Origin of the sequence: Muricauda sp. MAR_2010_75 (assembly GCF_000745185.1) — a bacterium.
Lineage (GTDB): Bacteria > Bacteroidota > Bacteroidia > Flavobacteriales > Flavobacteriaceae > Flagellimonas.
Genome location: NZ_JQNJ01000001.1, coordinates 1,964,884 through 1,988,977 on the forward strand (window position 1 = coordinate 1,964,884; position 24,094 = coordinate 1,988,977).

17 protein-coding genes are annotated in these 24,094 nt (G+C 44.6%); 2 read left to right on the forward strand and 15 right to left on the reverse strand.

What is annotated here, in order from left to right:
* Window positions 1-9 precede the first annotated feature (9 nt).
* The 9 genes from FG28_RS08780 to FG28_RS08820 all read right to left on the reverse strand — a co-directional run bounded on the left by FG28_RS08780 (window position 10) and on the right by FG28_RS08820 (window position 15,625).
* Window positions 10-8,286, reverse strand: a complete 8,277-nt coding sequence (locus FG28_RS08780; RefSeq protein WP_156102240.1) for a T9SS type B sorting domain-containing protein — start codon at window positions 8,284-8,286, stop codon at window positions 10-12.
* A 354-nt stretch (window positions 8,287-8,640) separates the two neighbouring features.
* A complete protein-coding gene (locus tag FG28_RS08785) occupies window positions 8,641-10,788 on the reverse strand; it encodes a DUF5723 family protein (RefSeq protein WP_036386360.1) in 2,148 nt (715 codons plus the stop codon).
* Between the two features lie 637 nt (window positions 10,789-11,425).
* Window positions 11,426-11,758 carry a YegP family protein gene (locus FG28_RS08790; RefSeq protein WP_036382037.1) on the reverse strand — a complete coding sequence of 111 codons (333 nt, stop codon included), beginning with the start codon at window positions 11,756-11,758 and terminating at the stop codon, window positions 11,426-11,428.
* 167 nt (window positions 11,759-11,925) lie between these two features.
* On the reverse strand, window positions 11,926-13,125 hold the full coding sequence (locus tag FG28_RS08795; protein WP_036382040.1) for a glutamate-5-semialdehyde dehydrogenase: 1,200 nt from the start codon (window positions 13,123-13,125) through the stop codon (window positions 11,926-11,928).
* A gap of 13 nt (window positions 13,126-13,138) precedes the next feature.
* Window positions 13,139-13,909 carry a glutamate 5-kinase gene (gene proB / locus FG28_RS08800; protein WP_036382042.1) on the reverse strand — a complete coding sequence of 257 codons (771 nt, stop codon included), beginning with the start codon at window positions 13,907-13,909 and terminating at the stop codon, window positions 13,139-13,141.
* Between the two features lie 3 nt (window positions 13,910-13,912).
* Window positions 13,913-14,719, reverse strand: coding sequence for a pyrroline-5-carboxylate reductase (gene proC / locus FG28_RS08805; protein ID WP_036382044.1), 807 nt, complete (start codon window positions 14,717-14,719; stop codon window positions 13,913-13,915).
* Window positions 14,720-14,748: 29 nt separating this feature from the next.
* Window positions 14,749-14,940, reverse strand: coding sequence for a hypothetical protein (locus tag FG28_RS08810; RefSeq protein ID WP_036382046.1), 192 nt, complete (start codon window positions 14,938-14,940; stop codon window positions 14,749-14,751).
* Between the two features lie 35 nt (window positions 14,941-14,975).
* Complete coding sequence (gene rpsU, locus FG28_RS08815) at window positions 14,976-15,173, reverse strand: 30S ribosomal protein S21 (RefSeq protein ID WP_036382048.1); 198 nt, start codon at window positions 15,171-15,173, stop codon at window positions 14,976-14,978.
* Between the two features lie 8 nt (window positions 15,174-15,181).
* Entirely contained in the window at window positions 15,182-15,625 is a 444-nt protein-coding gene (locus tag FG28_RS08820; RefSeq protein WP_051947237.1) for a GNAT family N-acetyltransferase, read from the reverse strand.
* 485 nt (window positions 15,626-16,110) lie between these two features.
* On the opposite strand from FG28_RS08820, the gene FG28_RS08825 reads away from it, so the two are divergent.
* A complete protein-coding gene (locus FG28_RS08825) occupies window positions 16,111-18,348 on the forward strand; it encodes a xanthine dehydrogenase family protein molybdopterin-binding subunit (RefSeq protein WP_156102241.1) in 2,238 nt (745 codons plus the stop codon).
* Between the two features lie 164 nt (window positions 18,349-18,512).
* Window positions 18,513-19,502 carry a helix-turn-helix domain-containing protein gene (locus FG28_RS08830; protein ID WP_036382053.1) on the forward strand — a complete coding sequence of 330 codons (990 nt, stop codon included), beginning with the start codon at window positions 18,513-18,515 and terminating at the stop codon, window positions 19,500-19,502.
* A 16-nt stretch (window positions 19,503-19,518) separates the two neighbouring features.
* On the opposite strand, the gene FG28_RS20090 is transcribed toward FG28_RS08830, so the two are convergent.
* From FG28_RS20090 to FG28_RS08860, 6 genes are read right to left on the reverse strand one after another with little or no spacing between them, the layout of a single operon-like run.
* On the reverse strand, window positions 19,519-20,178 hold the full coding sequence (locus FG28_RS20090) for a CPBP family intramembrane glutamic endopeptidase (RefSeq protein WP_051947238.1): 660 nt from the start codon (window positions 20,176-20,178) through the stop codon (window positions 19,519-19,521).
* A 4-nt stretch (window positions 20,179-20,182) separates the two neighbouring features.
* Window positions 20,183-20,653: a GNAT family N-acetyltransferase gene (locus FG28_RS08840; RefSeq protein ID WP_036382056.1), complete on the reverse strand. Its 471-nt coding sequence runs from the start codon at window positions 20,651-20,653 to the stop codon at window positions 20,183-20,185.
* Window positions 20,654-20,675: 22 nt separating this feature from the next.
* Window positions 20,676-21,800, reverse strand: a complete 1,125-nt coding sequence (locus FG28_RS08845; RefSeq protein WP_036382059.1) for a serine hydrolase — start codon at window positions 21,798-21,800, stop codon at window positions 20,676-20,678.
* Between the two features lie 57 nt (window positions 21,801-21,857).
* Window positions 21,858-22,625, reverse strand: coding sequence for a hypothetical protein (locus tag FG28_RS08850; protein ID WP_197062568.1), 768 nt, complete (start codon window positions 22,623-22,625; stop codon window positions 21,858-21,860).
* Between the two features lie 3 nt (window positions 22,626-22,628).
* The gene (locus FG28_RS08855; RefSeq protein ID WP_036382064.1) at window positions 22,629-22,979 is read right to left on the reverse strand and encodes a DHCW motif cupin fold protein; all 351 of its coding nucleotides are present in this window, start codon (window positions 22,977-22,979) and stop codon (window positions 22,629-22,631) included.
* 6 nt (window positions 22,980-22,985) lie between these two features.
* The gene (locus FG28_RS08860; protein WP_036382067.1) at window positions 22,986-24,089 is read right to left on the reverse strand and encodes a DUF2911 domain-containing protein; all 1,104 of its coding nucleotides are present in this window, start codon (window positions 24,087-24,089) and stop codon (window positions 22,986-22,988) included.
* Between the last annotated feature and the right edge of the window lie 5 nt (window positions 24,090-24,094).

Here is a 24,094-nt window from a genome sequence, read left to right on the forward strand (position 1 = left end):
AATTAAATTTTATCTATACAATGTAAAGTGCCCAACGAATTCGCGTCCAGACCCATCATTTAGCTTTACAACATACCAGTAATCCCCAGAAGGCATTGGATTGGATTCGTATTCCCCGTTCCACTCATCTGTTGGACCCAGAATCTGAATTTTCCTTCCGTATCTATCAAAAATGTAAGTTTCAACATCGGGGAACAGTTCGGTATTTCTCGGTGCCCAAGTATCATATTGCAAATCATTGTTTGGAGTAAAGAAGTCAGGGATTGTTATATCCACTAAGTTCATTGTTATGCTTTGCAGAACTTCACAACCAATACTGTCCAAGACTCTTACCGTGAAGGTTCCACTTCGATCAATGGTATATGTGTTGGAAGAAGTTCCACTGTTGTTGTCAAAGTAATAGGTGTAAGGAGCCATTCCTCCAATAACATTTGCAGTGATTTGATTTACATATTCACTGGTTAGTGTCAGCTCTAATTGCTCAAAGTTTTCAACATCAAAAGGAATCTCCGCAAGGCAGCCATTGTTGTGCATTATGAATAGACTGTGATTCCCATCACTGATATTTCCAAAATCTGGACTTAGGATAAAATCATTGGGGTCAGTAGAGTCCAAGGCATAGAGCACATCATTACCAACTGTTGGGTCAAACAGGCTTACAGCAATGGTGTTTGATGGAAGGTCGGTGCCACACAAATATGTCACATCAACACTACCCCCAAGGTTTGGTCCTCCAGATTGAATGTCAAAGTTCGTATTGGTTTGACAGCCTGTGGCATCGATTACGCTCATTTCATAATTCCCTGGTGCTAAACCATCTATAGAAAATGAATCTGTATTGAAAACTATAGGTTCCATATTGCTCAATTGAACTGTTATGGGGAAAACCGCATTACCAATAGCGACCGAAACAGAACCATCATTGCTTTCCCAACATGTCTCATTTTGAACAGTTGTGGTAACACTAAATCCAATTATAGTCACCTCAAAACTTTCTTCAGCATCTGGACAAATTCCATTTCCAGAATTAAATACATATATCGTTTGTGACGAAGTAATTATACTTCCTTCAGAAAGCGGTGTGCCTGTCCCACCGGGCCCTGTGAAATAGTTGCCCGTTATGAGTGCCGGCAGGGTATAGGAGTCACATGCCTCCACATCTGTGCCCGCGTCGGCTGTGGGCTGTGCGTCGAAGGTGACGCTTATCTCGTCGAAGTCGGAGCAGCTCCCGTTCACGTCGGTCCACCTGAAGGTGTAGGTGCCCGGGGCGTCCACGGTGATGTCGGTGGTCTCGTCGTTGGGATCGGCGAAGGTGGCGGTCCCGACAAGGGGGGTCTCGTTGGTCCATGTACCGGTGCCGATGGCCGCCACGGCAGTGGTGGCAAATGCATTGGCGATGTTACAGACGGTCCCGCCTGTGCCCGCGTCGGCTGTGGGCTGTGCGTCGAAGGTGACGCTTATCTCGTCGAAGTCGGAGCAGCTCCCGTTCACGTCGGTCCACCTGAAGGTGTAGGTGCCCGGGGCGTCCACGGTGATGTCGGTGGTCTCGTCGTTGGGATCGGCGAAGGTGGCGGTCCCGACAAGGGGGGTCTCGTTGGTCCATGTACCGGTGCCGATGGCCGCCACGGCAGTGGTGGCAAATGCATTGGCGATGTTACAGACGGTCCCGCCTGTGCCCGCGTCGGCTGTGGGCTGTGCGTCGAAGGTGACGCTTATCTCGTCGAAGTCGGAGCAGCTCCCGTTCACGTCGGTCCACCTGAAGGTGTAGGTGCCCGGGGCGTCCACGGTGATGTCGGTGGTCTCGTCGTTGGGATCGGCGAAGGTGGCGGTCCCGACAAGGGGGGTCTCGTTGGTCCATGTACCGGTGCCGATGGCCGCCACGGCAGTGGTGGCAAATGCATTGGCGATGTTACAGACGGTCCCGCCTGTGCCCGCGTCGGCTGTGGGCTGTGCGTCGAAGGTGACGCTTATCTCGTCGAAGTCGGAGCAGCTCCCGTTCACGTCGGTCCACCTGAAGGTGTAGGTGCCCGGGGCGTCCACGGTGATGTCGGTGGTCTCGTCGTTGGGATCGGCGAAGGTGGCGGTCCCGACAAGGGGGGTCTCGTTGGTCCATGTACCGGTGCCGATGGCCGCCACGGCAGTGGTGGCAAATGCATTGGCGATGTTACAGACGGTCCCGCCTGTGCCCGCGTCGGCTGTGGGCTGTGCGTCGAAGGTGACGCTTATCTCGTCGAAGTCGGAGCAGCTCCCGTTCACGTCGGTCCACCTGAAGGTGTAGGTGCCCGGGGCGTCCACGGTGATGTCGGTGGTCTCGTCGTTGGGATCGGCGAAGGTGGCGGTCCCGACAAGGGGGGTCTCGTTGGTCCATGTACCGGTGCCGATGGCCGCCACGGCAGTGGTGGCAAATGCATTGGCGATGTTACAGACGGTCCCGCCTGTGCCCGCGTCGGCTGTGGGCTGTGCGTCGAAGGTGACGCTTATCTCGTCGAAGTCGGAGCAGCTCCCGTTCACGTCGGTCCACCTGAAGGTGTAGGTGCCCGGGGCGTCCACGGTGATGTCGGTGGTCTCGTCGTTGGGATCGGCGAAGGTGGCGGTCCCGACAAGGGGGGTCTCGTTGGTCCATGTACCGGTGCCGATGGCCGCCACGGCAGTGGTGGCAAATGCATTGGCGATGTTACAGACGGTCCCGCCTGTGCCCGCGTCGGCTGTGGGCTGTGCGTCGAAGGTGACGCTTATCTCGTCGAAGTCGGAGCAGCTCCCGTTCACGTCGGTCCACCTGAAGGTGTAGGTGCCCGGGGCGTCCACGGTGATGTCGGTGGTCTCGTCGTTGGGATCGGCGAAGGTGGCGGTCCCGACAAGGGGGGTCTCGTTGGTCCATGTACCGGTGCCGATGGCCGCCACGGCAGTGGTGGCAAATGCATTGGCGATGTTACAGACGGTCCCGCCTGTGCCCGCGTCGGCTGTGGGCTGTGCGTCGAAGGTGACGCTTATCTCGTCGAAGTCGGAGCAGCTCCCGTTCACGTCGGTCCACCTGAAGGTGTAGGTGCCCGGGGCGTCCACGGTGATGTCGGTGGTCTCGTCGTTGGGATCGGCGAAGGTGGCGGTCCCGACAAGGGGGGTCTCGTTGGTCCATGTACCGGTGCCGATGGCCGCCACGGCAGTGGTGGCAAATGCATTGGCGATGTTACAGACGGTCCCGCCTGTGCCCGCGTCGGCTGTGGGCTGTGCGTCGAAGGTGACGCTTATCTCGTCGAAGTCGGAGCAGCTCCCGTTCACGTCGGTCCACCTGAAGGTGTAGGTGCCCGGGGCGTCCACGGTGATGTCGGTGGTCTCGTCGTTGGGATCGGCGAAGGTGGCGGTCCCGACAAGGGGGGTCTCGTTGGTCCATGTACCGGTGCCGATGGCCGCCACGGCAGTGGTGGCAAATGCATTGGCGATGTTACAGACGGTCCCGCCTGTGCCCGCGTCGGCTGTGGGCTGTGCGTCGAAGGTGACGCTTATCTCGTCGAAGTCGGAGCAGCTCCCGTTCACGTCGGTCCACCTGAAGGTGTAGGTGCCCGGGGCGTCCACGGTGATGTCGGTGGTCTCGTCGTTGGGATCGGCGAAGGTGGCGGTCCCGACAAGGGGGGTCTCGTTGGTCCATGTACCGGTGCCGATGGCCGCCACGGCAGTGGTGGCAAATGCATTGGCGATGTTACAGACGGTCCCGCCTGTGCCCGCGTCGGCTGTGGGCTGTGCGTCGAAGGTGACGCTTATCTCGTCGAAGTCGGAGCAGCTCCCGTTCACGTCGGTCCACCTGAAGGTGTAGGTGCCCGGGGCGTCCACGGTGATGTCGGTGGTCTCGTCGTTGGGATCGGCGAAGGTGGCGGTCCCGACAAGGGGGGTCTCGTTGGTCCATGTACCGGTGCCGATGGCCGCCACGGCATCAACAGAGTGAGAGAGCCCGCACTCCTCGAATGCTATCTGTGCAGAGGGTTCGTGGGCATCTGCTATAGGCATCTGGTCTATGGTGATTGTGAAGGATTCCTCATCGAAGCAAACTCCATTTTCATCGTAGATATAGTAGGTGCCCGAGGTAGTAATGCTTTCGCTTGGAAGATACTTCATTCCGGTACCTCCTGGATCTGTGAAATAGGCTTCATTACCTGTAAGGTTGGTTCCTGTAATGTTGGGTAAGGTATAGGAGTCACATGCGGTGATGTCAGATATGGGGTCTATATCCGGAGCTCCTGGAGATATTAGAGAGACACTAGGGTTTGGAGTGGAGGTACATCCGTTTACAGTTATCCTCAAATTATTATAGTTGCCTGCAGGAAGTCCGCCGATGGTTGCGCCACCGGATGATACACTAACATTTGGGAAGCTCCCGCTATCGTGCACAATAGTGTAAATACCATCTGGTACGTTGGTGAACAGAAGGTCCATGCTACCATCACTGCCACCACAGGTAGTGGGGTCAGAGGAGACATCCACACCGATGGTTGGTTGTGTGTTGTTAGTAATCACAACATCGTCCGAGGATGGGACACAGGCCCCGTTTGATATAGTCCATCTTAGTGTGACGGATGATCCCACAGGTGGTCCTGAGACACCAGTTATGGGACTAGAGGGGTCGTCTATTGCGACAGCAGGACCTGCAATTTGGGTCCAGATTCCCGTGCCCACCAAAGGCGCATTGGCGGCCATGAAGAAGGTGCTGTTGTCACATTGTAAGATGTCAGGTCCTGCATTGGCGGGTGTGGGATCTTCATAAAAGGTGACGGTTATCTCGTCAAGGTCGGAGCAGCTCCCGTTCACGTCGGTCCACCTGAAGGTATAGGTTCCGTAGGCATTGACGGTGAAAGTTTGGTCGGGGTCATTAGCGTTTGTGCCGAAGGAGAGGGCACCTGGTCCGCTCTCCATGGTCCATTCTCCTGTGCCTACGGCCGCAAGCGCATCAACATTGTGTGTGAGCCCGCACTCCTCGAATACATTTTGTAAGGAAGGTTCGTGGGCATCAGCCGAGGGCTGTAGGTCATTGGTAATTATTAAATCATCTGACGAGTTGGTACACGTACCGTTTGAAATGGTCCACCTGAGTGTTGCAAAGCTTCCGGCTGAGAGTCCCGTTATTGTTGTCAAGGGGTCGCTCGGGTTGGTTATTGCTATTCCGGAAGGTCCTCCGACTTCAGACCATGTCCCAATACCTACCAGGGGCGTGTTGGCAGCCATATTGAAGATTCCGTTATTACACTGTACAATGTCCGGTCCTGCATTGGCGGGTGTGGGATCTTCATAAAAGGTGACGCTTATCTCGTCGAAGTCGGAGCAGCTCCCGTTCACGTCGGTCCACCTAAATATGTAGTTCCCGTAAGTGTCAACCGAGACATCGGTGGTCTCGTTGCTGGGGTCGGTGAAGGTGGCGTTCCCGACAATGGGGGATTCGTTGGTCCATACACCAGTTCCGATGGCTGCCAAGGCATCGACGGAGTGGGTAAGCCCGCACACCTCGAACGCTATCTGTGCCGAGGGTTCATGGGCATCAGCGGAGGGTAGTTGATCTATGGTCAATGTCATTTGGTCCTGCGTGTCTGGACAGGAACCATTACCACTAGCAGTTAGTGTTAGCATTACGAATCCGTTGGCGATATCATTGGCCCCAGGGGTATAGATTGGGAGCAAGGTATTGGGGTCATTGAATGAGCCGTCCCCAGATGTGGACCACAATAGGGAGCTGGTGCTGGACTCACTGGGTACAGTTGTTGAAGTAGCGAGATTGTGAACATCACCCTCACAGATTGACTCATCTGACCCTGCATCCACAATTGGCGCAGGCGTTATGGTCAGTGTCATTTGATCCTGTACATCGGGGCAAGGTCCGTTGCCCGTTCCGGTGAGGGTGAGTACTACCGATCCTACCATGATGTCGTTGGGCCCAGGAGTGTAGATGGGTGCGAGTAGTAAATTGTTGGAGAACGACCCATCTCCAGATGTGGACCATGATATAGAGGCGGTTTCTGACTCGCTAGGTATTATGGTTGAAGTGGCGAGGTCATAAACATCACCCTCGCATATTTCCTCATCTGAGCCCGCATCCACGTTAGGGTCGGGAACTATGGTAACTGTTACCGTTGCAGTGGCGTCGATACAAGGTGCCGTTGCTGTTACAGTATAGGTGAAGTCATAACTTCCGGGGAATACTGTGGAGAAGTCCATGTTGGTAGGGTCCGCGATCACGGAGTTGGCCCCGTTGCCGAAGGCATCGTTCACGTCGGTCCATGTGCCGCCGCTGTCCTCTCCTGCCAGCTGTGAGTTCAGGTTGTATTTGGTAAGGTCGCCCTCACAGATGTCTAGATCGGTGGGGGTACCGGCATCGGGTGTGGTATATACTTCAATGGTGTGTGTTACATCAATAAAATTACCTGAGGTATCTGTTACTCTATAGGTACGTGTGATGGTCTCTGGGTTGGATAATCCATCTGATACATCATTTATAAGCACCACTGAGGCAACAGCACAATTATCTGCTTCATCGGTGATGACGTTTGGATCTGGAGCCGGGGCCGTATCGCATACTTGCTCAGTAACATTACTTGCCGTGGGAGGGATTAAATCACCATAACCAATAGTGAACACATCTTGATGTTCAAAAGTAACACCATCAAAAAAGACATCTGTGCCAATTACGCTTGTAGCATTGATATAAGTAATGGGGCCAGTTGTGAAATCTCCATCTGCAGGAGCAATGCCATCGGTATCTATCATTAAATAGATAGCACAAGGATCCGTAAGAATCATATCTGAACCGGACATGTCAACCCTTATGCTGACATTATCAATAGGGGTAACCCCAACTGAAAACGTTTTTTGCACGCGCCATTCCCTAGAAATTCTTTCGGTAACGGTGGTATTTGGATTAGGTAACTCTACATTGGTTACATTTAGGCTAGCGTGGTCATTACCCCAAATCAAATAATTATGTTCAAGCGGAGAAGTTGAAAGAGAAGCATCAATAGGAGTTCTACCATCATTTAAATTGTCCGAAGCGAAATCTGAGTTGGTGGACATTGTAACGATAGCCTCTGTATTGACACTTTTTGAGATACGCTGGTACAAGTTGTATCTTAATCTATTGGCACCACTATCTAAAAACCTGTCTTTTCCTAAACCAGCGATATCATATCGGTATGTGGTATCGAAAGCCCATATTGTTGTTCCATCAGCAGCTAGATAGTCGTAGGAATCATTTCCGGTAACACTGCCCAAGGTTCCGGATGAATTGAGTGTAATGCCATATTTTATAGCCAAATAGCTTTCCAATCTTTGAATATGATTGGCATCTGCAACGCCATCCACCAACATTACTTCTGCAATGAAACCTGAAAGATTACTTGGGTCCGAACCACCTCCTGGGTCGGTATCGTTGAAGTGTTTCCCCATTCTGTTGTAGTAGAACAAAGACTCATCTGCCGTTACATCATTTCTAACCAAGCCGTTGATGTTTGGATCCACAAGTCCGTTTACTCGGGTTGTCAGAGTTTCTTGATTCACAGCGGTTTGCCTTATAAAACCTCCAATAGTAGGCCGTTCCAATAAATCAATTCCACCTGCTTGAAAAAATGTACCTGTATCCCATGTTCTACCTACTGAAAAACTATTGTTACTGGAAACTCCTAAAGAAAGGTTGGTGAGGTAGCTTATATGTGAATCGATATCTCCACCGAACAGCAAGCTTTGGGTTTCTGCCGTATTGCCAGCCCCAGTTGTAGCAAAGACAACATAAACCATTATATCATCCCTTGCATGTGAGCGGAAATAAAGTGCGTCGCCTGTTCCAGAACCATCAAACTCCACAGCAGGGTTAAAGTTCCAGACATCTCTTCGCAATGTTGGTACGTCCGGTATTGTTCCGGTCGGGGTTAAAAATCCTGGGGCACCCGGATGTTCAAAGCCATGGTTGGGGTAATTTTGCCAGGGTTGGTCATAATTGAGCGGGTTGGGATGCTTCATGGCATCTTGCCTAAAATTAATGTCGAAATCCACCAATTCATACCATACGTTGACTGGTGTACCATCGGCAGGAGCGTATGGTGTAAATTCATCTAGTGCTCCTGGGAAAGTAGAGGGTGTATTAATTGCCCTGTCGGCAGAATACCAATTGTCTACCTCTTGGGCGGATAATTGGAATCCAGTGATAAATATTGATAGACATAATAACGATTTAATTGTTCGACCATAAGACAAACAGAAGAGGTTGACCAAATTATTGGGGAGCAAATAATTGATAGAGTGTAAAAATTTAGTCATAAGCAAGTAGGTTTTTGCCCTCTATTCTTGGGAAGAAATACAAGGCTTTATGTTAACATAAGATTTAAAGTACCACACCTATCTTATATATATAGTGGCCAATTAACCTATGTAAGGTTAGAATTGACGAAAAGCATAAATGGATTTACGGGGCAAAACTCAAAATGGAATATTTCTGGGCTTATAGGGAAGGGGTACTGCTGTTCATTCTTAATGTATGGAGGGGTCTTTGGAGTACTGAAAACCATAAAAAAACCGCCAAGAAATTTTCTTGGCGGCAAACTATCACTGCTTTTTAAGAATACACGAGTTACACCAAACCTTACATTCTTAATTGAATTATGGACAGGATAGCTATTTGATCAGGTTGATTTCCACTCTTCGGTTCTGTTGTCTTCCAATTCTGGTAGCATTTGACGCTATAGGTTTTTCCTCGCCATATCCAATTGCGGACAGCCTGTCTGAGGTTATGCCTTCATTGATTAAGAAATCCCTGACCGAATTTGCTCTGGCCTCCGACAGTCTTTGGTTGCTTTCGTTGCTTCCCACACTATCGGTATGGCCTTCAACAGTAAACTTAGCATTGGGGTATTCATTCAATATTTGGATAATATCCACCATCGTTGATACTGACTCAGGCTTAATAGTGACCTTTCCGGTATCAAAGAGTATGGTGCGGGCATAATCGTTCAATTGTTTTTGAACCTCTTGTGTTACTTCAGGACATCCCTTGTTGCTCACTGGGCCTGCTATATTGGGGCATTCATCATCAATATCCGCAAGGGTGTCACCATCGGTATCAGGGCAACCTTTGTGTTCTATACTTCCTGGGGTGTTTGGACAACGATCATCATTGTCTATGATTCCATCTTCATCCGCATCCGGGCAACCATTGTATTCCTCTAGACCTGCTTCGTTAGGGCAGTCATCGTCTTTGTCCAATACGCCATCACCATCGGTATCTTTCCAGGGGCAACCTTTGTTTTCTGCCGGACCTGCTTCATTGGGACAGTCATCGTCTTTGTCCAAAATGCCATCGCCATCGGTGTCTTTCCAGGGGCAACCTTTGTTTTCAATCGGGCCAGCAACCTCGGGGCACTGATCCTCTTGGTTAATTATACCATCGTTGTCCTTGTCTTTCAACCTATTTTGATACACAGGAATTTTAAGACCAGCATATAGATCAATGGCTTTTGTGTTCTTGCCGGCCATTGCTGAAATGATGGATCCAGACCCTAAGTATATTGGTCCCAACCTAAGCCCGGCACCCCATTGGAACCCTGCTCCCTCAAGAATACTAAAAGGGGAATAAATTCCGAGCCAAGTACTCTCAAATCTGGGAGTAAGCCTAAATTGGTTCAACACTCTATTGGTGTTTATTTTTTCTTTGGATGTAAGGGGCATATCTGCATTTAGGTTGAGATATAATTTGGAATTGATATTCCAGTCTACATTGGTGTGGAGTGCCGTGGGCAAAGTAACGCTTACGGATTCGGTTTCGGATATCAGGTGAAAATTGTCCAAAAGCGCTTCTTCCAAAACATCGCCATCAAAGTTACTCTTGTCTTGGGTTTCATTTAGGTCATAGAACCGATCAACACCGCTTACATCATTAATTTTACCGATATCTGTGATCGAAGCACCGAATTTAAACTTGTACTTATTGGCACCTCGGTCCACAACAGGATTTCCGTTAACATCGGTTTTGGTGTATTTGGCATGTTCTGGCCTCCATTCATAAACAAATCCTATATCTGTACCAATGCCGGCACCACCATTAAAATCAAAGAAATCACCACCATTGCCCTCATCATCAAGACTATCGGTATTCCCATAATTGAACAGTCCGGTAGTAGTCACTTGACCTGTGTTGGAATCATAACCTACAGTAATATCAGATCCATATATGTAAACATTCCCCATTCCCTGAATATATTTTAAGGAAAGTCCACCTTTTATAAAATGTTCTTTATTGTCCAAGAGAACCCGTGCATAGGTTGCTCCAATTTCGGCCCATATATTAAAGGAACCCGAGATATCACCTTCATCCAAAAAGAAATCTTCAGATTCGTCAAATCCACCTTCTTTGTCCAGAAGTTCTCCGTTTACCTCATTTACATTGAAAAAAGCCCTAGCCCTGGTAAAAAAGGAAAATGAATGCTTTTTGCTGAGACTGAGCATTACGGAAGGGCCAAGTACATCAATATTCCATCCTATAAAGTTGTCCTCGGAAGGAAAGGTCGCCGCGTTGTCAAATGCTTTACTAAAATCACTGAAAGCATCATCAAGATTAAAACCAACATAGTTGTTCCCAACAAACGAACTGGCCCCAAATAGGTTAATGTCGGTTTTTAGTCTAGAATCTGCAATATTGGCTGGATTTGAGAGAATGCCATGAACCCCATTGTAATTATCCTCTAACAAACCAATATAGGATTGGGCATGGCTTATGCCGGCTGTCACGATGAGTAAGATTCCCATCAATACTATTCTTAAATTCATTTTTGATATTTTTTTGGTATAAAGTTGATTTACAGCTAAATTTTTGCGGATAAGCTTGTACAAAGAGAAAAGAAATATGTCAGGTAATTTTATTGGAATGAACGAACGCTCCCTTTCAATTGATAAAACAAAAAGCTGGGTTCACCGCAGTTTTTAGAGTGAAGGTGAAAGACTGTTTATTGTGTGGGAAAAAGCTTATAAATCAATAATTGAAAAATAGTAATGGTTTCTCTATTCTAAAGCTGCAAATCTTTACAGGTGGAGTGACAGGTAGGGGTGAAAATAAAAAACCATTACAACCAAGGAACCACTCTGATTCCTTGGCGTAACGGAAACCTCAACTAAACTAAACACTTTTATGACCAACAGTCTAAAAAAGTGCATTGCTATATGTGCATGCGTTAAAATTGATCTTGCTTTTCAATATGATTTAACGCGTAATTGCACAACAAACATAGGTTGTATTTATATTTTATTGGTGGATCAGCTTATGGATGCCCCATTTCAGCTAACGAATGGGCTATTTGGTTTGGTGGTTTAAAAAATGGAGCGGTATAAATATTGGGATTATACCTAGTCATGAAATAAAAAAGGCAGCTCATTTGAGCTGCCTTTTTGGTATTCAAATATTATTTGGCTAGGAAGAAATCTCTTCAACCGAGGCATCTGGGGCATTTTTCTTTACAGAAGCAATACCATTTTCCATGGCCGATTCGCTGGAATACATTTCGCTGTTCCCAATAACCTGTCCGTTTGATGCTTTTAGGTTAAAGTATGGACTTCCATCCTTTGCTGTGTTTCTTTCAAAATTTCCATCGTCCTGCGAATGTTTTCGCACAGACTCTATGCCATTGTCGCAGGCAGCTTTGGTGGTGTATCCCTGACTGCTTAAAATTACTTGGCCGTTTCCAGCTTTTAAATTAAACCTGAACTTGCCAGATTTATCTGTATTAATCTCAAATTTTCCCATGGTAATATGTTTAGAGTACTAAATCTAGATATTTTCTTAAAAAATGACCAATAATTGAAGCAAAAATTACCTTTTTTATAATTAATCCATTTTACATCTGCACAAAAAAGGCGCTGGAAACCAAATCCCAACGCCTTGTTCAATTAAAAGGGTGTGTTGTTTTTCTGCTATACTCTTACTTGACCATTACCAAATACGTAGTATTTGTTGGTAACCAGTTCATTCAATCCAAGTGGTCCGCGATGATGGAGTTTGTCCGTACTGATGGCCAGCTCGGCACCGACACCCATTTGCCCGCCATCTGTAAATCTAGTGGAAGCATTTTGGTACACTGCGGCACAATCCACATTTTCCATAAAGGTTTGGGCAACACTATCGTTTTGGGTCATGATGGTGGCCGAATGACCGCCAGAGTTTTTGTTTATTTTTTCAATGGCCTCGTCCAATCCGGCTACAGAACCAATGACACATTTCATGGCCAAGAACTCCTCTTGCCAAACTGATGCATTGGGAATGATCTCTTCTTCGGTCAAGACGGTTTTTACTTTTTCATCCACCAAGATGGATACGCCTTTGTCGGTCAAAAGTTGCTTCAGCTCTTTCAATTTGTCCTCATAACCTTCAATGCCCGAATCCACCAAAATTTTATCCAAGGCATTACAGGCCGAAATTTTATGGGTCTTGGCGTTTACAATAACTTCTAAGCTCTTTTTCCAATCTGCCTCTTTGTGAACATATAGGAAGTTATTTCCCCTACCGCTTATCAGAACGGCGCATTTGGCGTGTTCCTTTACAAAGGCGATAAGCCTTTCACCCCCTCTAGGGACAATCAAATCCAGGTCTTGGTCTGGATTTTTCAAAAATTCTTGGGTCTGGGTTCGATCCATTTCCAAAAACTGGATAAAATCCGTAGGCAGCTTATTTTCGGCCAAGGCCTGATGCCAGAACTTCACCAATACTTTATTGCTGTGATAGGCTTCTTTTCCACCTTTCAATAGGATTTTATTGTTGGCCTTGAAGGCCAAAACAGCAGCTTCCACGGTAACATCGGGTCGAGACTCATAAATGATCATAATGGTCCCAAAAGGAGCCGTTTTATTGATGATTTTAAGTCCATTGTCCAAATTCTTGGTGGAAATCTCTTGGTTTACGGGGTCTTCTTGCAATCGAACCTCTTTTACGGACTGGATCATTAGGTCCACCTTTTTCTGGTCGACTACCAAACGATCGTAAAGTGCCTGATCGTCCCGGTTGAATGCATCCAAATCTTTTTGATTGGCCTTAAGGAGTTCCTCGCGATTCTCATCCAGAATCCGCTCCATATCGGCCAAAACTTTATTTTTTATGTCTGTATTCAATAATTTCATAGTTCTCATTTTTTTATAGGGAAACTTTGGTCCCTACTTGTTTTCCTTCTACAATATCTAGTATTACATTTTCTCTTTTCCCATTCACAATGTATGACGGAATGTTGTCCGCTGCGGCCATTTGGGCATAGCTCAATTTGGAGCCCATCCCACCTCGGCCTTCGCCTTCGGCCTTGTTGCCTTCTTCAATGTACTTGTCCAAATCCTCTTTGGGTGCTACTGTACCAATAACTTTTGATTCTTCATTTTCGGGATGTCCGTCGTATAGTCCATCAATGTCTGTCATGAGAATCAATTTATCGGCATTCATAAGCTGTGCGATCAAGGTGGCCAGCTCATCATTGTCTGAAAACATGGACATGGCCACGGATACTGCATCATCCTCATTGGCAATGGGCACCACACCTTCAGATAGAAGTCCTTCAATACAATTGATCATATTGTCGCGGTGCATACCCGGGTTAAAATCCCGTTTTGTGGGAAGAACCTGGGCACACTTCATGCCATAGTCCCTAAAGATGTTATAGTACAACCTCATCATTCGGGGTTGTCCAATGGCGGAATATACCTGCCTTCGTTGGGTCTTGTCCTTGATATTGGCTTTACCCAACACTTCTTTTCCGGCAATTACGGACCCAGAGGAGACCAAAATGGTCATAATATCACGTTCGTACAACTCCGCAACCTGTTTTACCAGTTTTTTGAGCACGGGTCTTACAATTCTGTTGTCTTTATTGGTCATAACATTGGTTCCTACCTTTATGACCACTAGTTCTTTATACATGTTTTAGTATTCTTCGCCGAGTTCTACGGCACGATTAAAGGCTGCATAGGCAGCTTCCTTTATCATTTCACTTACGTTATTGTCCTGCATGGAATCCAGGGCAGCTCTTGTGGTACCACCTTTAGAGGCTACACGCTCCATCCATGAATCTGGGGTAAGGTTGTTCTGGTTGAACAGTTCCACCGCACCGGTAAAAGTTTGACTCACCAATACTTTGGACACATTTTCGGAAAAGCCCATTTGTAGGGCAGCGTCCATCATGCTCTGCATAAAGTAGAAGACATAGGCCGGTCCACTTCCTGAAATTCCTGTGGAAGCATCAATAAAGTTTTCATTTTTTACCCGAAGCGATTTTCCAGTGGTGTCCAACAGGCCTTCCACCATAAAAAGTTCCAAACGGGAGACTTCTTCCGCCGAAACATAGCTAGTGAGTCCTTTTCCCACTTGTGCTGGAAGATTGGGCATGGCCCTGACCACTTTGGTAATGCCCAAGGCATCTTGAATATATTTTATGGTGACCCCGGCCATGATGGAAATGAACAGCTGTTCCGGTTTCACCAAATTCTTCATGCGTTTGAATAGATCTTCGGCATGATAGGGCTTAACGGCCAAGAATATGATATCTGCTTGGGGTACACAGTCCTCTAGGCGGTCTATGGCATCAAAATGCGCAATTTTGCCCACTTCTTCCAATTTTTCTTTTGATTTGTCCAGCACCATAATGTTGCGTTTCTTCAACAGTTTGGATTTGGACATACCTGTGGCATAGGTAAGCCCCATGTTACCTGCACCAATTACCAATACTTTCATTGTTTGGATTAAAAAAGTTTATATAAAATTTAGATGGATATGTTACAATCCTTGCAGTCTTTTACTTTACCATAGTAGGTTTCCCTGTACTTATGCAATGTACGTGTAGGGATTCCCAAAATGTACCGCTTTATGTACGTGACCTGGGTGGTAAGTTCCCCCATTTTAACGCTATAACGTTTTTCATACTTGGTTTCCCTTTTAATCTTTGAAAGTTTCATTTTGTTGTTAATGGTGTTGTTGTTAAAATAGATGTCTATTCGTTTTCTTTTTCGTTAAGGTATTTAGCTTTGTATTGAGCTTTTTTAATTGTTCTTCTTCGTTCTACTGATTTTTTGGTGTATTCCTGGCGATCTCGGATTTGATCCAAACGCTTGGTGTTTCTATATTTTCTTTTGTATCGCTTTAGGGCTCTTTCTATGTTTTCGCCTGGTTTTACTTCGATTTTGAGCATATATTGTTTTATCGGTTCAATCTCATTTCTGTGTGGGTTTCTCCAAACCCGTATTTTTCAAAAAATTGTTTGTTCGGGCATTGATTTTCGCTTGTAATATGAATGGCTACATCTCCTTTGCAATATTGTAGTGTATAGTCCAAGAGCTTTTCCTCAATTCCTTGGTTCCTGAACTCTCGGTGCACCACAAAGAAGACCATAAAGTTTTCAGGGATATAATCCCCCATGCCGGTTTTGTTCACTACGGCCAAAGCAAGAATGTTGTCCTTGTCCTCCATGGAGAACACATAACCACCTAAACCGGGTATCTCCTTGGTGGAGTATTGAATGGCCTTTCGTATGGCCTTTTTAGTGGCTCTTCTCCCTTCTTGGTGTTCAAAAAGAAAGTTGGTGAACCGTGTCGCTTCCATGGTGGAAAGCCGGGTATAGGCATCGTAGGTCTTGATTACCATGCTTATGTTTTGCGATAAAATGATAGTATTGTTTTTGGTTACAAATTGGGATTTTTGCCATATCCCGAAAAGAATTACTTTCCAAGATTGCGCATTGCAAGAGAAACCTCGGTCAAAGGTTTGAATTAAATAGTAGGTGGGATGAATTTATCCGGTTGGTTACGAAATACCAGATAGGTAAAACTAAGGATCCTACAGTTTTTTCTCTCGTGGAGCTTGATTTTCATCGTTGCAAAGATAAGTCAAATAGGCCGTAAATCCCAATTTTACTGGGTTTTATATTTTTTATAACGTTTTGGACACTACATATTTTCTTGATAGGGCACTTAGTATAGGTAAGGGAAAACTTTTGGTGAACTTCGTAAAAAAGGGCCATAAAATTAGTTTTCCAAATTAGTTTAAGGCATTGATGTTGAATCAAATTCGTAATTTTAAAGGAATTACAAACGCTAAATCGATTCTTTCATCAAAGTTTAACTTCAACAATAATAGCCATGGAAACCCAAATGGATAGACGCTTATTTTTAAAATCTTCAACCTTGGCAGGTGGTGGAATGCTATTGGGCTTTAGTTGGATGCTATCCTGTAAGGATAAAACCAAGGCGATGGCAGAAGTTGTTCCCGAAAATTGGGTTGAGGTCAACGGTTATATCAAAATAGCTGAAAATGGTATGGTGACCATAATGTCGCCCAACCCAGAAGGAGGGCAGAACGTAAAGACGTCAATGCCAATGATTGTTGCTGATGAACTGGATGCGGATTGGGAACGTGTTGTGGTGGAACAAGCCCCACTGGATACCGATAGGTATACCCGTCAATTTATTGGGGGAAGTCAGGCCATTCGTCAAAGCTGGGAACGTCTTAGGCAGGCAGGAGCCTCAGCAAAATATATGTTGATGCAAGCCGCCTCAGAGCTTTGGGAGGTGCCCATTGAGGAGATAACCGCCAAAAAAGGAGAATTATTCCATTCAGTAAGTGGCAAAAAAGCAGGGTATGGCGAATTGGCAACGGCAGCTTCAAAAGTTGCAGTTCCGGAAACGGTTCCTTTAAAAGAAATAGAAGAGTTTACCATCATTGGTACATCCAAAAAAAATGTGGATGCAAAAAAGATCGTGACGGGCAAACCCCTGTTCGGCATGGACTTTCAAAAGGAAGGAATGTTGATGGCCATGGTAATACATCCACCTGCATTTGGATTAAAATTAAAGAGTTTTGATGCTTCCTCCATTAAAGGGATGCCCGGAATCAGAGATGTGTTTTCCATTAAGACTTATACAGAAGATTACAAATGGCAGTTTTTTGATACCAACTCATTTATTGATTTGGTTGTGGTGGTAGGTGAATCCACCTGGGAGGTGATGACTGCCAAGAAAGCACTTGAACCTAACATGGAATGGGAACCCAACCCAGAAAGAACGGTCACAAGAGATCGGTTTGGAACGGAGCAAACTTTACATTTCCCAGCGGGACTGGAAAGCACTTCCGAACATGAACGGAAAAAGAAAGAAATGTCCCTGCAAAAAGGATATCTTCTAAGAAAAGACGGTAACCCTGAAAGCGCATTGCGCAATGCATCCCAAGTGTTGGAGCGTTCCTATACCGCCCCTTTTCTGGCACACAACTGCATGGAACCTATGAACTTTTTTGCTGATGTAACTGAGGAGCGCGCAGAACTTGCCGGACCACTCCAGAAACCGGAATTTACAGAAAAGACACTTTCGGCACGTTTGGGAATACCATTGGAAAACATCGACATTCAAATGACCCGATTGGGGGGTGGTTATGGTAGAAGGTCCTACGCCCATTGGTTGGTTGAGGCGGGAATCGTTTCCCAACGTATGAAAGCACCCGTAAAATTGATATATACCCGAGAGGACGATATGACCTCTGGAATTTATCGGCCTACCTATCGAGCCACCTACAAGGCTGCCTTGGATGCCAACAATAATTTGATGGGATTGCATATCAACGCTGGAGGAATCCCGGAAAGTCCATTGTATGAGAATCGTTTTCCAGCGGGAACGGTAGATCACTATTTGGCAGAGGATTGGGTGATTCCTTCCAATATCACGGTTGGTTCTTTTAGGGCGCCAAGCTCCAATTTTATGGCCTGTGCCGAGCAATCTTTTTTGGATGAACTTGCAGAGGAAATGGGAAAAGACCCTATTGCGTTTAGATTGGAGTTGTTGACCCGTGCCGAAAACAATCCCGTTGGGGAAAACAACGATTATGACCCAGCTCGCTATAAAGGTGTTTTGGAACTGGTTAGGGATAAGTCCAACTGGGGCGAAGAAAAGCCAGAGGTATTCCGTGGAGTGGCAGCGTATTTTTGTCACAATACCTATGCGGCCCAAGTTTTGGATTTGGTCATGAACGACGGTCAACCCCAAGTCCAAAAAGTATATTGTGCCGTGGATTGTGGCATTGTGGTCAATCCAGATGCAGCGACCAACTTGTTGGAAGGTGCCATTGTGGATGGAATTGGAAATGCTATGTTTGGCTCCTTGACCTTCAAGGATGGCAAACCTGATAAACAAAACTTTGACCGTTACCGAATGATTCGGATGATGGAGGCCCCCAAGGAAATTGAAGTCCATTTTGTGGAGAATCAAATTGATCCAACCGGATTGGGTGAGCCGGCATTTCCACCTGTATTCCCCGCATTGGCCAATGCCATGTACAAGGCCACTGGAAAGCGACTGTACGACCAGCCTTTCCTCTGATTTTTGAAGTCTGGATGGAATTATTGCATGATTTCAGGATAGTGTAACCTGATAATTTAGTATTCTGGGCAAATCACGTATGTGAATGTTAAACCTTGTTAATTTTCCCATAGAATAATACATTGAATCTTTAGATTTACATATTGGAACTCAATGTTAATATAATGGACACCGGTATAATCCTCTTAGGTATTTTTTCGGGAATTGCTGTAGCAACCAGCTTTTATTTCGCTTCCTATTTTTTGTTTGTAAAGAAAAAAGATCGATTTAAAAACAGTCTTCTAGGATTTCTGTTCATAGCTATTGGGTTTCGCATTGCAAAGTCAATTGCATATTTCATTTTTATTGATGTTATCTCGGCAGGTCTGGCCATGGGGTATTTAGGCCTTTCATCCATTGGTCCATTAGTGTTCCTATACATCCGTTCATTTGGGAAAAAGGGAGAGGGCTCCAAATCCGATTTTGTTCACTTTATTGTTCCATTTTTGGGTGTAATCGCTTGTTTTCTTACTCATTTGGGTCATATAGTTATATTGTACAAAAGCGTTACGGCATTACTATTTGTCTATTTGGCTATTGCCTTCATCATGCATTTTAGGACCGACTATCACAATAAGGGTGTTAGAAAGTGGAACCTACAGGTTTTGGTAGGTGTCTGCGTGATTGGATTATCGTTTGTTACACAACATTTAACCCCTGATGTCTTAAAGTACGCTATTGGAACTGGGGTAGCATCCTTGGTTATTTATTATCTTTTTATTTCCGCCTTGAAATCGCAAGTGGTTTTTACAAAACCTGTTTCCAAAAAACTTCCCCAAAGTGTGGTGGAAAAAATCAAGAATGCTTTTGAAAAAGACAAGATCTATATGGAGCAGGCTCTTACGTTATCTGAGTTCTCCAAGAATCAAGAGGTTCCAACCTATCTTGTTTCTGAAGCGATTAAGAAACTCTATGGGAAAAGGTTTCCAGAAGCCATCAATTATTTCCGAATTGAGGAAATAAAGAAAATCCTTATCAACAATGGGAGTATTAAAATTGAGGCTCTGGCCTATGAGGTAGGATTTAATACACCTTCAACGTTTTATGCCGCTTTTAAACGGGAAACCAATATGAGCCCCAAGGAATTTCAGAAAAAGCATTTGGTGCACTATTAGGGCCTTATTTCTAATTTTAAACTCCTGGATATTCCCCCAAATAAATTAATATAAAAGCCAAAGTGTTGGATACTCCATGGGCAATCATGGGAATGGTCAGATTTTTGTTCCATTTTAGAAAAATGATTCCTAAAAAGAGACCGCTCAAGCCTTCTTGAATCCATCCAGTGATTCCTTGTTCCGTATGTCCCCATCCAAATAGGATGCTGGACAGAATCAAAGCTACTATCCAGGCGGCGTTGCCATTTCCAAATACATTGGCTAGCCTGTTCATTAAAAATCCCCTAAAGCAAATCTCTTCCCCAATTGCGCCTAAAATCCAAGACAAAATGGTGAACAGGAGTAATATGGTCAGGTTACCGTGAATGCTTTTCAAATCGCTAAGGTCGGGCTCCGTATTAAAATAATTACTCAACAGGGGAGTGGTGACATAGGTGGCGAAAAGTTCAAGGGCAATGCCCAATCCAATGCCAATGATTATGGCTTTTTTTAGGTCAATACCCTTGAAATTCCATCCAATGGACGAAAACTTCTCCTTTTTAAGTCTTAGAACAATCCAAATAAATGGGACGATATAAAGTGTTTGTGAAATGAGGAGATAGCCTTTTGCATCTAAAAAGACGAAGAGAACAAAAATTAAAATTTCTACGAGTAGCAGTACTTTTTTTATTTTCATATGGTTAGGATTGTAATGATTTCTTCATGATTATTTCTGTTCGTTTTACTACAAACATTCCTTTGGGGGCAGGGGCATTTGTGAACCCCATAGATCGATACATCTTAAGGGCAATTTCCAATTTGTTAAAGGTTTGGAGGTACAGATGTTGACCACCTTGCTCTCTCGCAAATCCAATGCATTTTCGCACCAATTTTTTGCCTATTCCCATGCCTTGGGCCTGTTTGGCCACCACAAGCTTGCAGAACTCGTAATCGGTTTTGTTCAATTTTTTGACTGCTACTATACCCATACAATGCCCATCCCTATTTGCATAGTATGCCATCCCTCCAGTTTTGATATAGTGTTCAACAGGATTTTGAACTTCCAAAAGATCTTCTTCTTGAGGACGAACCCCCATGGTGTTCGTTAACCAATCTACCCAGATTTTTTCAAAATCACCTTTGTTTTGTTCTGTGTATGAATCAATTGTCATGTGTCACTAAATTATGATATTATCAACTGCCCTTAATTGAAGGTAAAATATCCCACCAAAGCATAGGCTCAGATTTTCTGGTAATGGATCCATTGCCAGCAGTGGAAACCACCACCAAATCCAAATGCGGAATTATCCAAATAAACTGGCCACCATAGCCTATGGCATAATAAATGTCTTGGGTTTCTATATTATCATAAACATAATGTTCGCTTGCATATACCCACCAATGATATCCATAATCATTGTACTCTGTGTTTTTAATTTTTTTTGTGGTTGAATTTTTAATCCAATTTTCCGAAACCACTTGAGTTCCTTCCCAATTACCTTTGTTTAAGTACAACTGACCAAATCTTAACATATCCAGAGACCTTAAATAGAGCTCTCCAGAAGTCCATGTAAGACGATTTGCGCCACTGGTCCATTCCCAATTTTGAATGCCAATTTTGGAAAATAAGTTTGAAGCCGCATAGTCTTCTGCGGACTTGCCAGTTTTGTTCTGTATGACCCCCGACAGAAGAATGCTGCAGCCACTGTTATAGGTAAATTGGGTTCCAGGGTCATATACCAAAGGTAGATCCAGTACGTATTTGATCATATCATTACTGTTCCAAAGCATGGTGGCAGAATTGTTGGGGTTGCCGTACGGATAGGAGAATTCATCCCACTCATACCCGGCACTCATGGATAGAACATGTTCCAAGGTCATATTTTCTTTTTCTTCGGTTAGGTTGGCTATAGTACTGTATTCGGGAAAGTAGTTCAGTATTTTTTCATCTAAGTTTTCAATGAATCCTTTATCAATGGCAATACCGATGAGGGCAGAAGTAAAACTTTTGGTAACCGAAAACAATCGGTGCAACTCAGTTTTGTCATACCCATTAAAATATTCTTCCAGTACTATTTGATTATTTCTCGAAATGAGCAAACTGTGTACATTTCCAAATTGACCATTTCTGATTTTGGTCACCAGACTTTGTAATTTAAGGGTATCAAAATTTTGCTGATGAGCAGATAAAAAAGAGTTTTCAAAATCATTGGGTATAGGATTGTCCGTGACTTTGTCTTGACTACAGCAAACAAGACATATGACCACGGTAAACAACAATGTCAGAAAGGTAATTTTATATAGTGTTTTAAAACCCATAATTGTTCCATTCGTTGTAAAGTCTTCCAGTTCACAGCACAAAAAGGAATAAAAAAATTACTGCAAATTGTGAAGGTTCAATGTTAGTTTTTGATTTGGAATCACTATTCTAACAATATCCCGCTGTTTGTTTTTGGCTATATAAACAATGTTGTCCGGCATTCCCCCATCCGATTCTACTGATAGAACATCCGAATCTATGGTGTTTTGAAAATAGGGTACCTCAATTTTTTCCTCTCCAATTTTATAGATGATGACATCGGAAACAAGCATACTGGTGGGCACAAATACCTTTAGGGCCAAAGTATCTTCAGTTTTTAGGGCAACGGCATTAAGCGCCATAAAAATCTCGCTTCTAAAAATATCATGAAGAATGATGGTGTCCAGTTTTTTTTCATTGAATACGGTATCCCTGGTCACATTGTAGTAGCCTTGCAATCGATTATCAACCTGATTTAGGTTGACATTCAGCTTGGTTGATTCACCAATTAAAAGGTCAATTTTAGTTCCAATAGTTTTCATTGTTGCTGTGTCCAACACAAATTCGGCGGTTTCATAAACGCTGCCATCATCAAAAAGAGAGGTGTCCCTTGCCACAAATAATGGTCCATCATAATAGGTGACAAAGGTCATTGACCCCACTTTGTTCTGTGCTGAGTCCAACATATGGAAATAGCTGTTTTTGGATGACAGTAGGGACATATTTATCTCCTTGCCTGCCCATTTCTTGATGTTTGGAGGCGTTGAAGAACCACAACTGAAAAAAAAAAGACAGGTTATGCCATAAAAGCCAAAGCGAAATAACCATTTTATTTTCTTCATCATTATTTATTGTGTTTTTAAAAAGTCTCCATCTATGACCAATAGTTTGGCTCCAATCCCTGATATGGTCAGATGGGAGCTTAACCCATTAGAGACAACATACGTCATCCCTGCAGTAAGCCAGAATTTTTCACCATTTTTTAATTCGCTCACCAATGTCCCCTCTAGGCAATGCACAATGTGCCCTTTTTCGCACCAATGGTCGGCAATATAGTTTTTGGACAATTCTACAACCCTAATTCTTAGTCCACTATATTGCAGTGTTTGCCAAATTGCGATTCCGGCTTCTCCTACATGTTCGGTTTTTGGAATTCCATTCCAGTCAATTGCCTGAAAGGGGATATCTTCTTTTTTCATATTGATTTAAAAAGGTATCTGATAGGTGCCCGCTTGCATTTCCTCAATGACCGTATTAAAACGATCGTGAAATTGTTGTGGTGCCAAAGCAATGGCAGATTTTATGTTTTTTACCGCTTTTTTGGTATTGCCCACAAAGTATTGGGCCAACCCTTCATTGATTGTCAAAATCCAAGAGTTTGCATATTTTTTGTTCGCTTCCGCAGCAAACTCCAAAGCCAATTGATATTCTTTCTGTGATAAAAGATTTCTGCCAAATTGGAACGCTTGGTTTTCGGAATAGTCCATGGTTTTGAGTTCGTTCACAGTGGCTGTGTATTCCCCAGTTCGTCCCAACCTCTTTAGCAAAGCACTTTTGGTACCCACATTGGTAAAGTTTCTGTTTGCGGCAAATCCATGAAAACCACCGTTGATGGATCTATTGGCCCACTCCAAAGCCTCTTCAAGATTGGTATCGTGGGCAAGACACCAGTTGGCGGCATCATTCCATGCTTCCCAGTGGTAGGTGTTGATTCCCCTTAATTCACTGCGAAGACTCTCCACAACAGTCTTGTTGAGGTCTACGGAGACCGTAAAGGGAATTCTTTTATCGGCCCATTCCAGTCCAATTTTTACCTCATTTTCTTTCCAATCCAAAAATTCATAATCCAATTTTTCGGAAAAGGGACATGATTCAGCGGTTACATCCACGGTAAGGGTAATATCTTTTTCGGTATCCAGGTAATAACTTCCCCACTGATTGTTGTTATGGGCAAAAAGCAAAGTATAGGTCTCTCCTTTGGGAATGATATGAAAACCATACGTTCCTGCTTTTAACGGACTGCCTTCAATGGATACATTCGTAGAGAAAGTAATGGTGGTATTCATATTGGCTCCAGCACGCCAAGCAATGGGGTCTCCATTTTGAGGAATTACATTGGGGTCTTCCCAAATATTTCTTTCGTTTACGGATGGACTTCCATAGCTTATGGTAATATCGGTTACACCCAAGGTTTGGGTTTCAATTACCTCATTGCTGGGTTTTGGAATTTTTAGGGTATGAAACTGTGCGTTTGTGCTTGAAACAATCAAGAACAGAAAAATAGGAAACAACAATTTACTGCGATTCATAAGGG

Excerpts from the sequence above, each read along its gene's own strand:
- FG28_RS08780 (WP_156102240.1), bottom strand. The coding sequence starts at position 8,286 with ATGACTAAATTTTTACACTCTATCAATTATTTGCTCCCCAATAATTTG.
- FG28_RS08785 (WP_036386360.1), bottom strand. The coding sequence starts at position 10,788 with ATGAATTTAAGAATAGTATTGATGGGAATCTTACTCATCGTGACAGCC.
- FG28_RS08790 (WP_036382037.1), bottom strand. The coding sequence starts at position 11,758 with ATGGGAAAATTTGAGATTAATACAGATAAATCTGGCAAGTTCAGGTTT.
- FG28_RS08795 (WP_036382040.1), bottom strand. The coding sequence starts at position 13,125 with ATGAAATTATTGAATACAGACATAAAAAATAAAGTTTTGGCCGATATG.
- proB (WP_036382042.1), bottom strand. The coding sequence starts at position 13,909 with ATGTATAAAGAACTAGTGGTCATAAAGGTAGGAACCAATGTTATGACC.
- proC (WP_036382044.1), bottom strand. The coding sequence starts at position 14,719 with ATGAAAGTATTGGTAATTGGTGCAGGTAACATGGGGCTTACCTATGCC.
- FG28_RS08810 (WP_036382046.1), bottom strand. The coding sequence starts at position 14,940 with ATGAAACTTTCAAAGATTAAAAGGGAAACCAAGTATGAAAAACGTTAT.
- rpsU (WP_036382048.1), bottom strand. The coding sequence starts at position 15,173 with ATGCTCAAAATCGAAGTAAAACCAGGCGAAAACATAGAAAGAGCCCTA.
- FG28_RS08820 (WP_051947237.1), bottom strand. The coding sequence starts at position 15,625 with ATGGTAATCAAGACCTACGATGCCTATACCCGGCTTTCCACCATGGAA.
- FG28_RS08830 (WP_036382053.1), top strand. The coding sequence starts at position 18,513 with ATGGACACCGGTATAATCCTCTTAGGTATTTTTTCGGGAATTGCTGTA.
- FG28_RS20090 (WP_051947238.1), bottom strand. The coding sequence starts at position 20,178 with ATGAAAATAAAAAAAGTACTGCTACTCGTAGAAATTTTAATTTTTGTT.
- FG28_RS08840 (WP_036382056.1), bottom strand. The coding sequence starts at position 20,653 with ATGACAATTGATTCATACACAGAACAAAACAAAGGTGATTTTGAAAAA.
- FG28_RS08845 (WP_036382059.1), bottom strand. The coding sequence starts at position 21,800 with ATGGGTTTTAAAACACTATATAAAATTACCTTTCTGACATTGTTGTTT.
- FG28_RS08850 (WP_197062568.1), bottom strand. The coding sequence starts at position 22,625 with ATGATGAAGAAAATAAAATGGTTATTTCGCTTTGGCTTTTATGGCATA.
- FG28_RS08855 (WP_036382064.1), bottom strand. The coding sequence starts at position 22,979 with ATGAAAAAAGAAGATATCCCCTTTCAGGCAATTGACTGGAATGGAATT.
- FG28_RS08860 (WP_036382067.1), bottom strand. The coding sequence starts at position 24,089 with ATGAATCGCAGTAAATTGTTGTTTCCTATTTTTCTGTTCTTGATTGTT.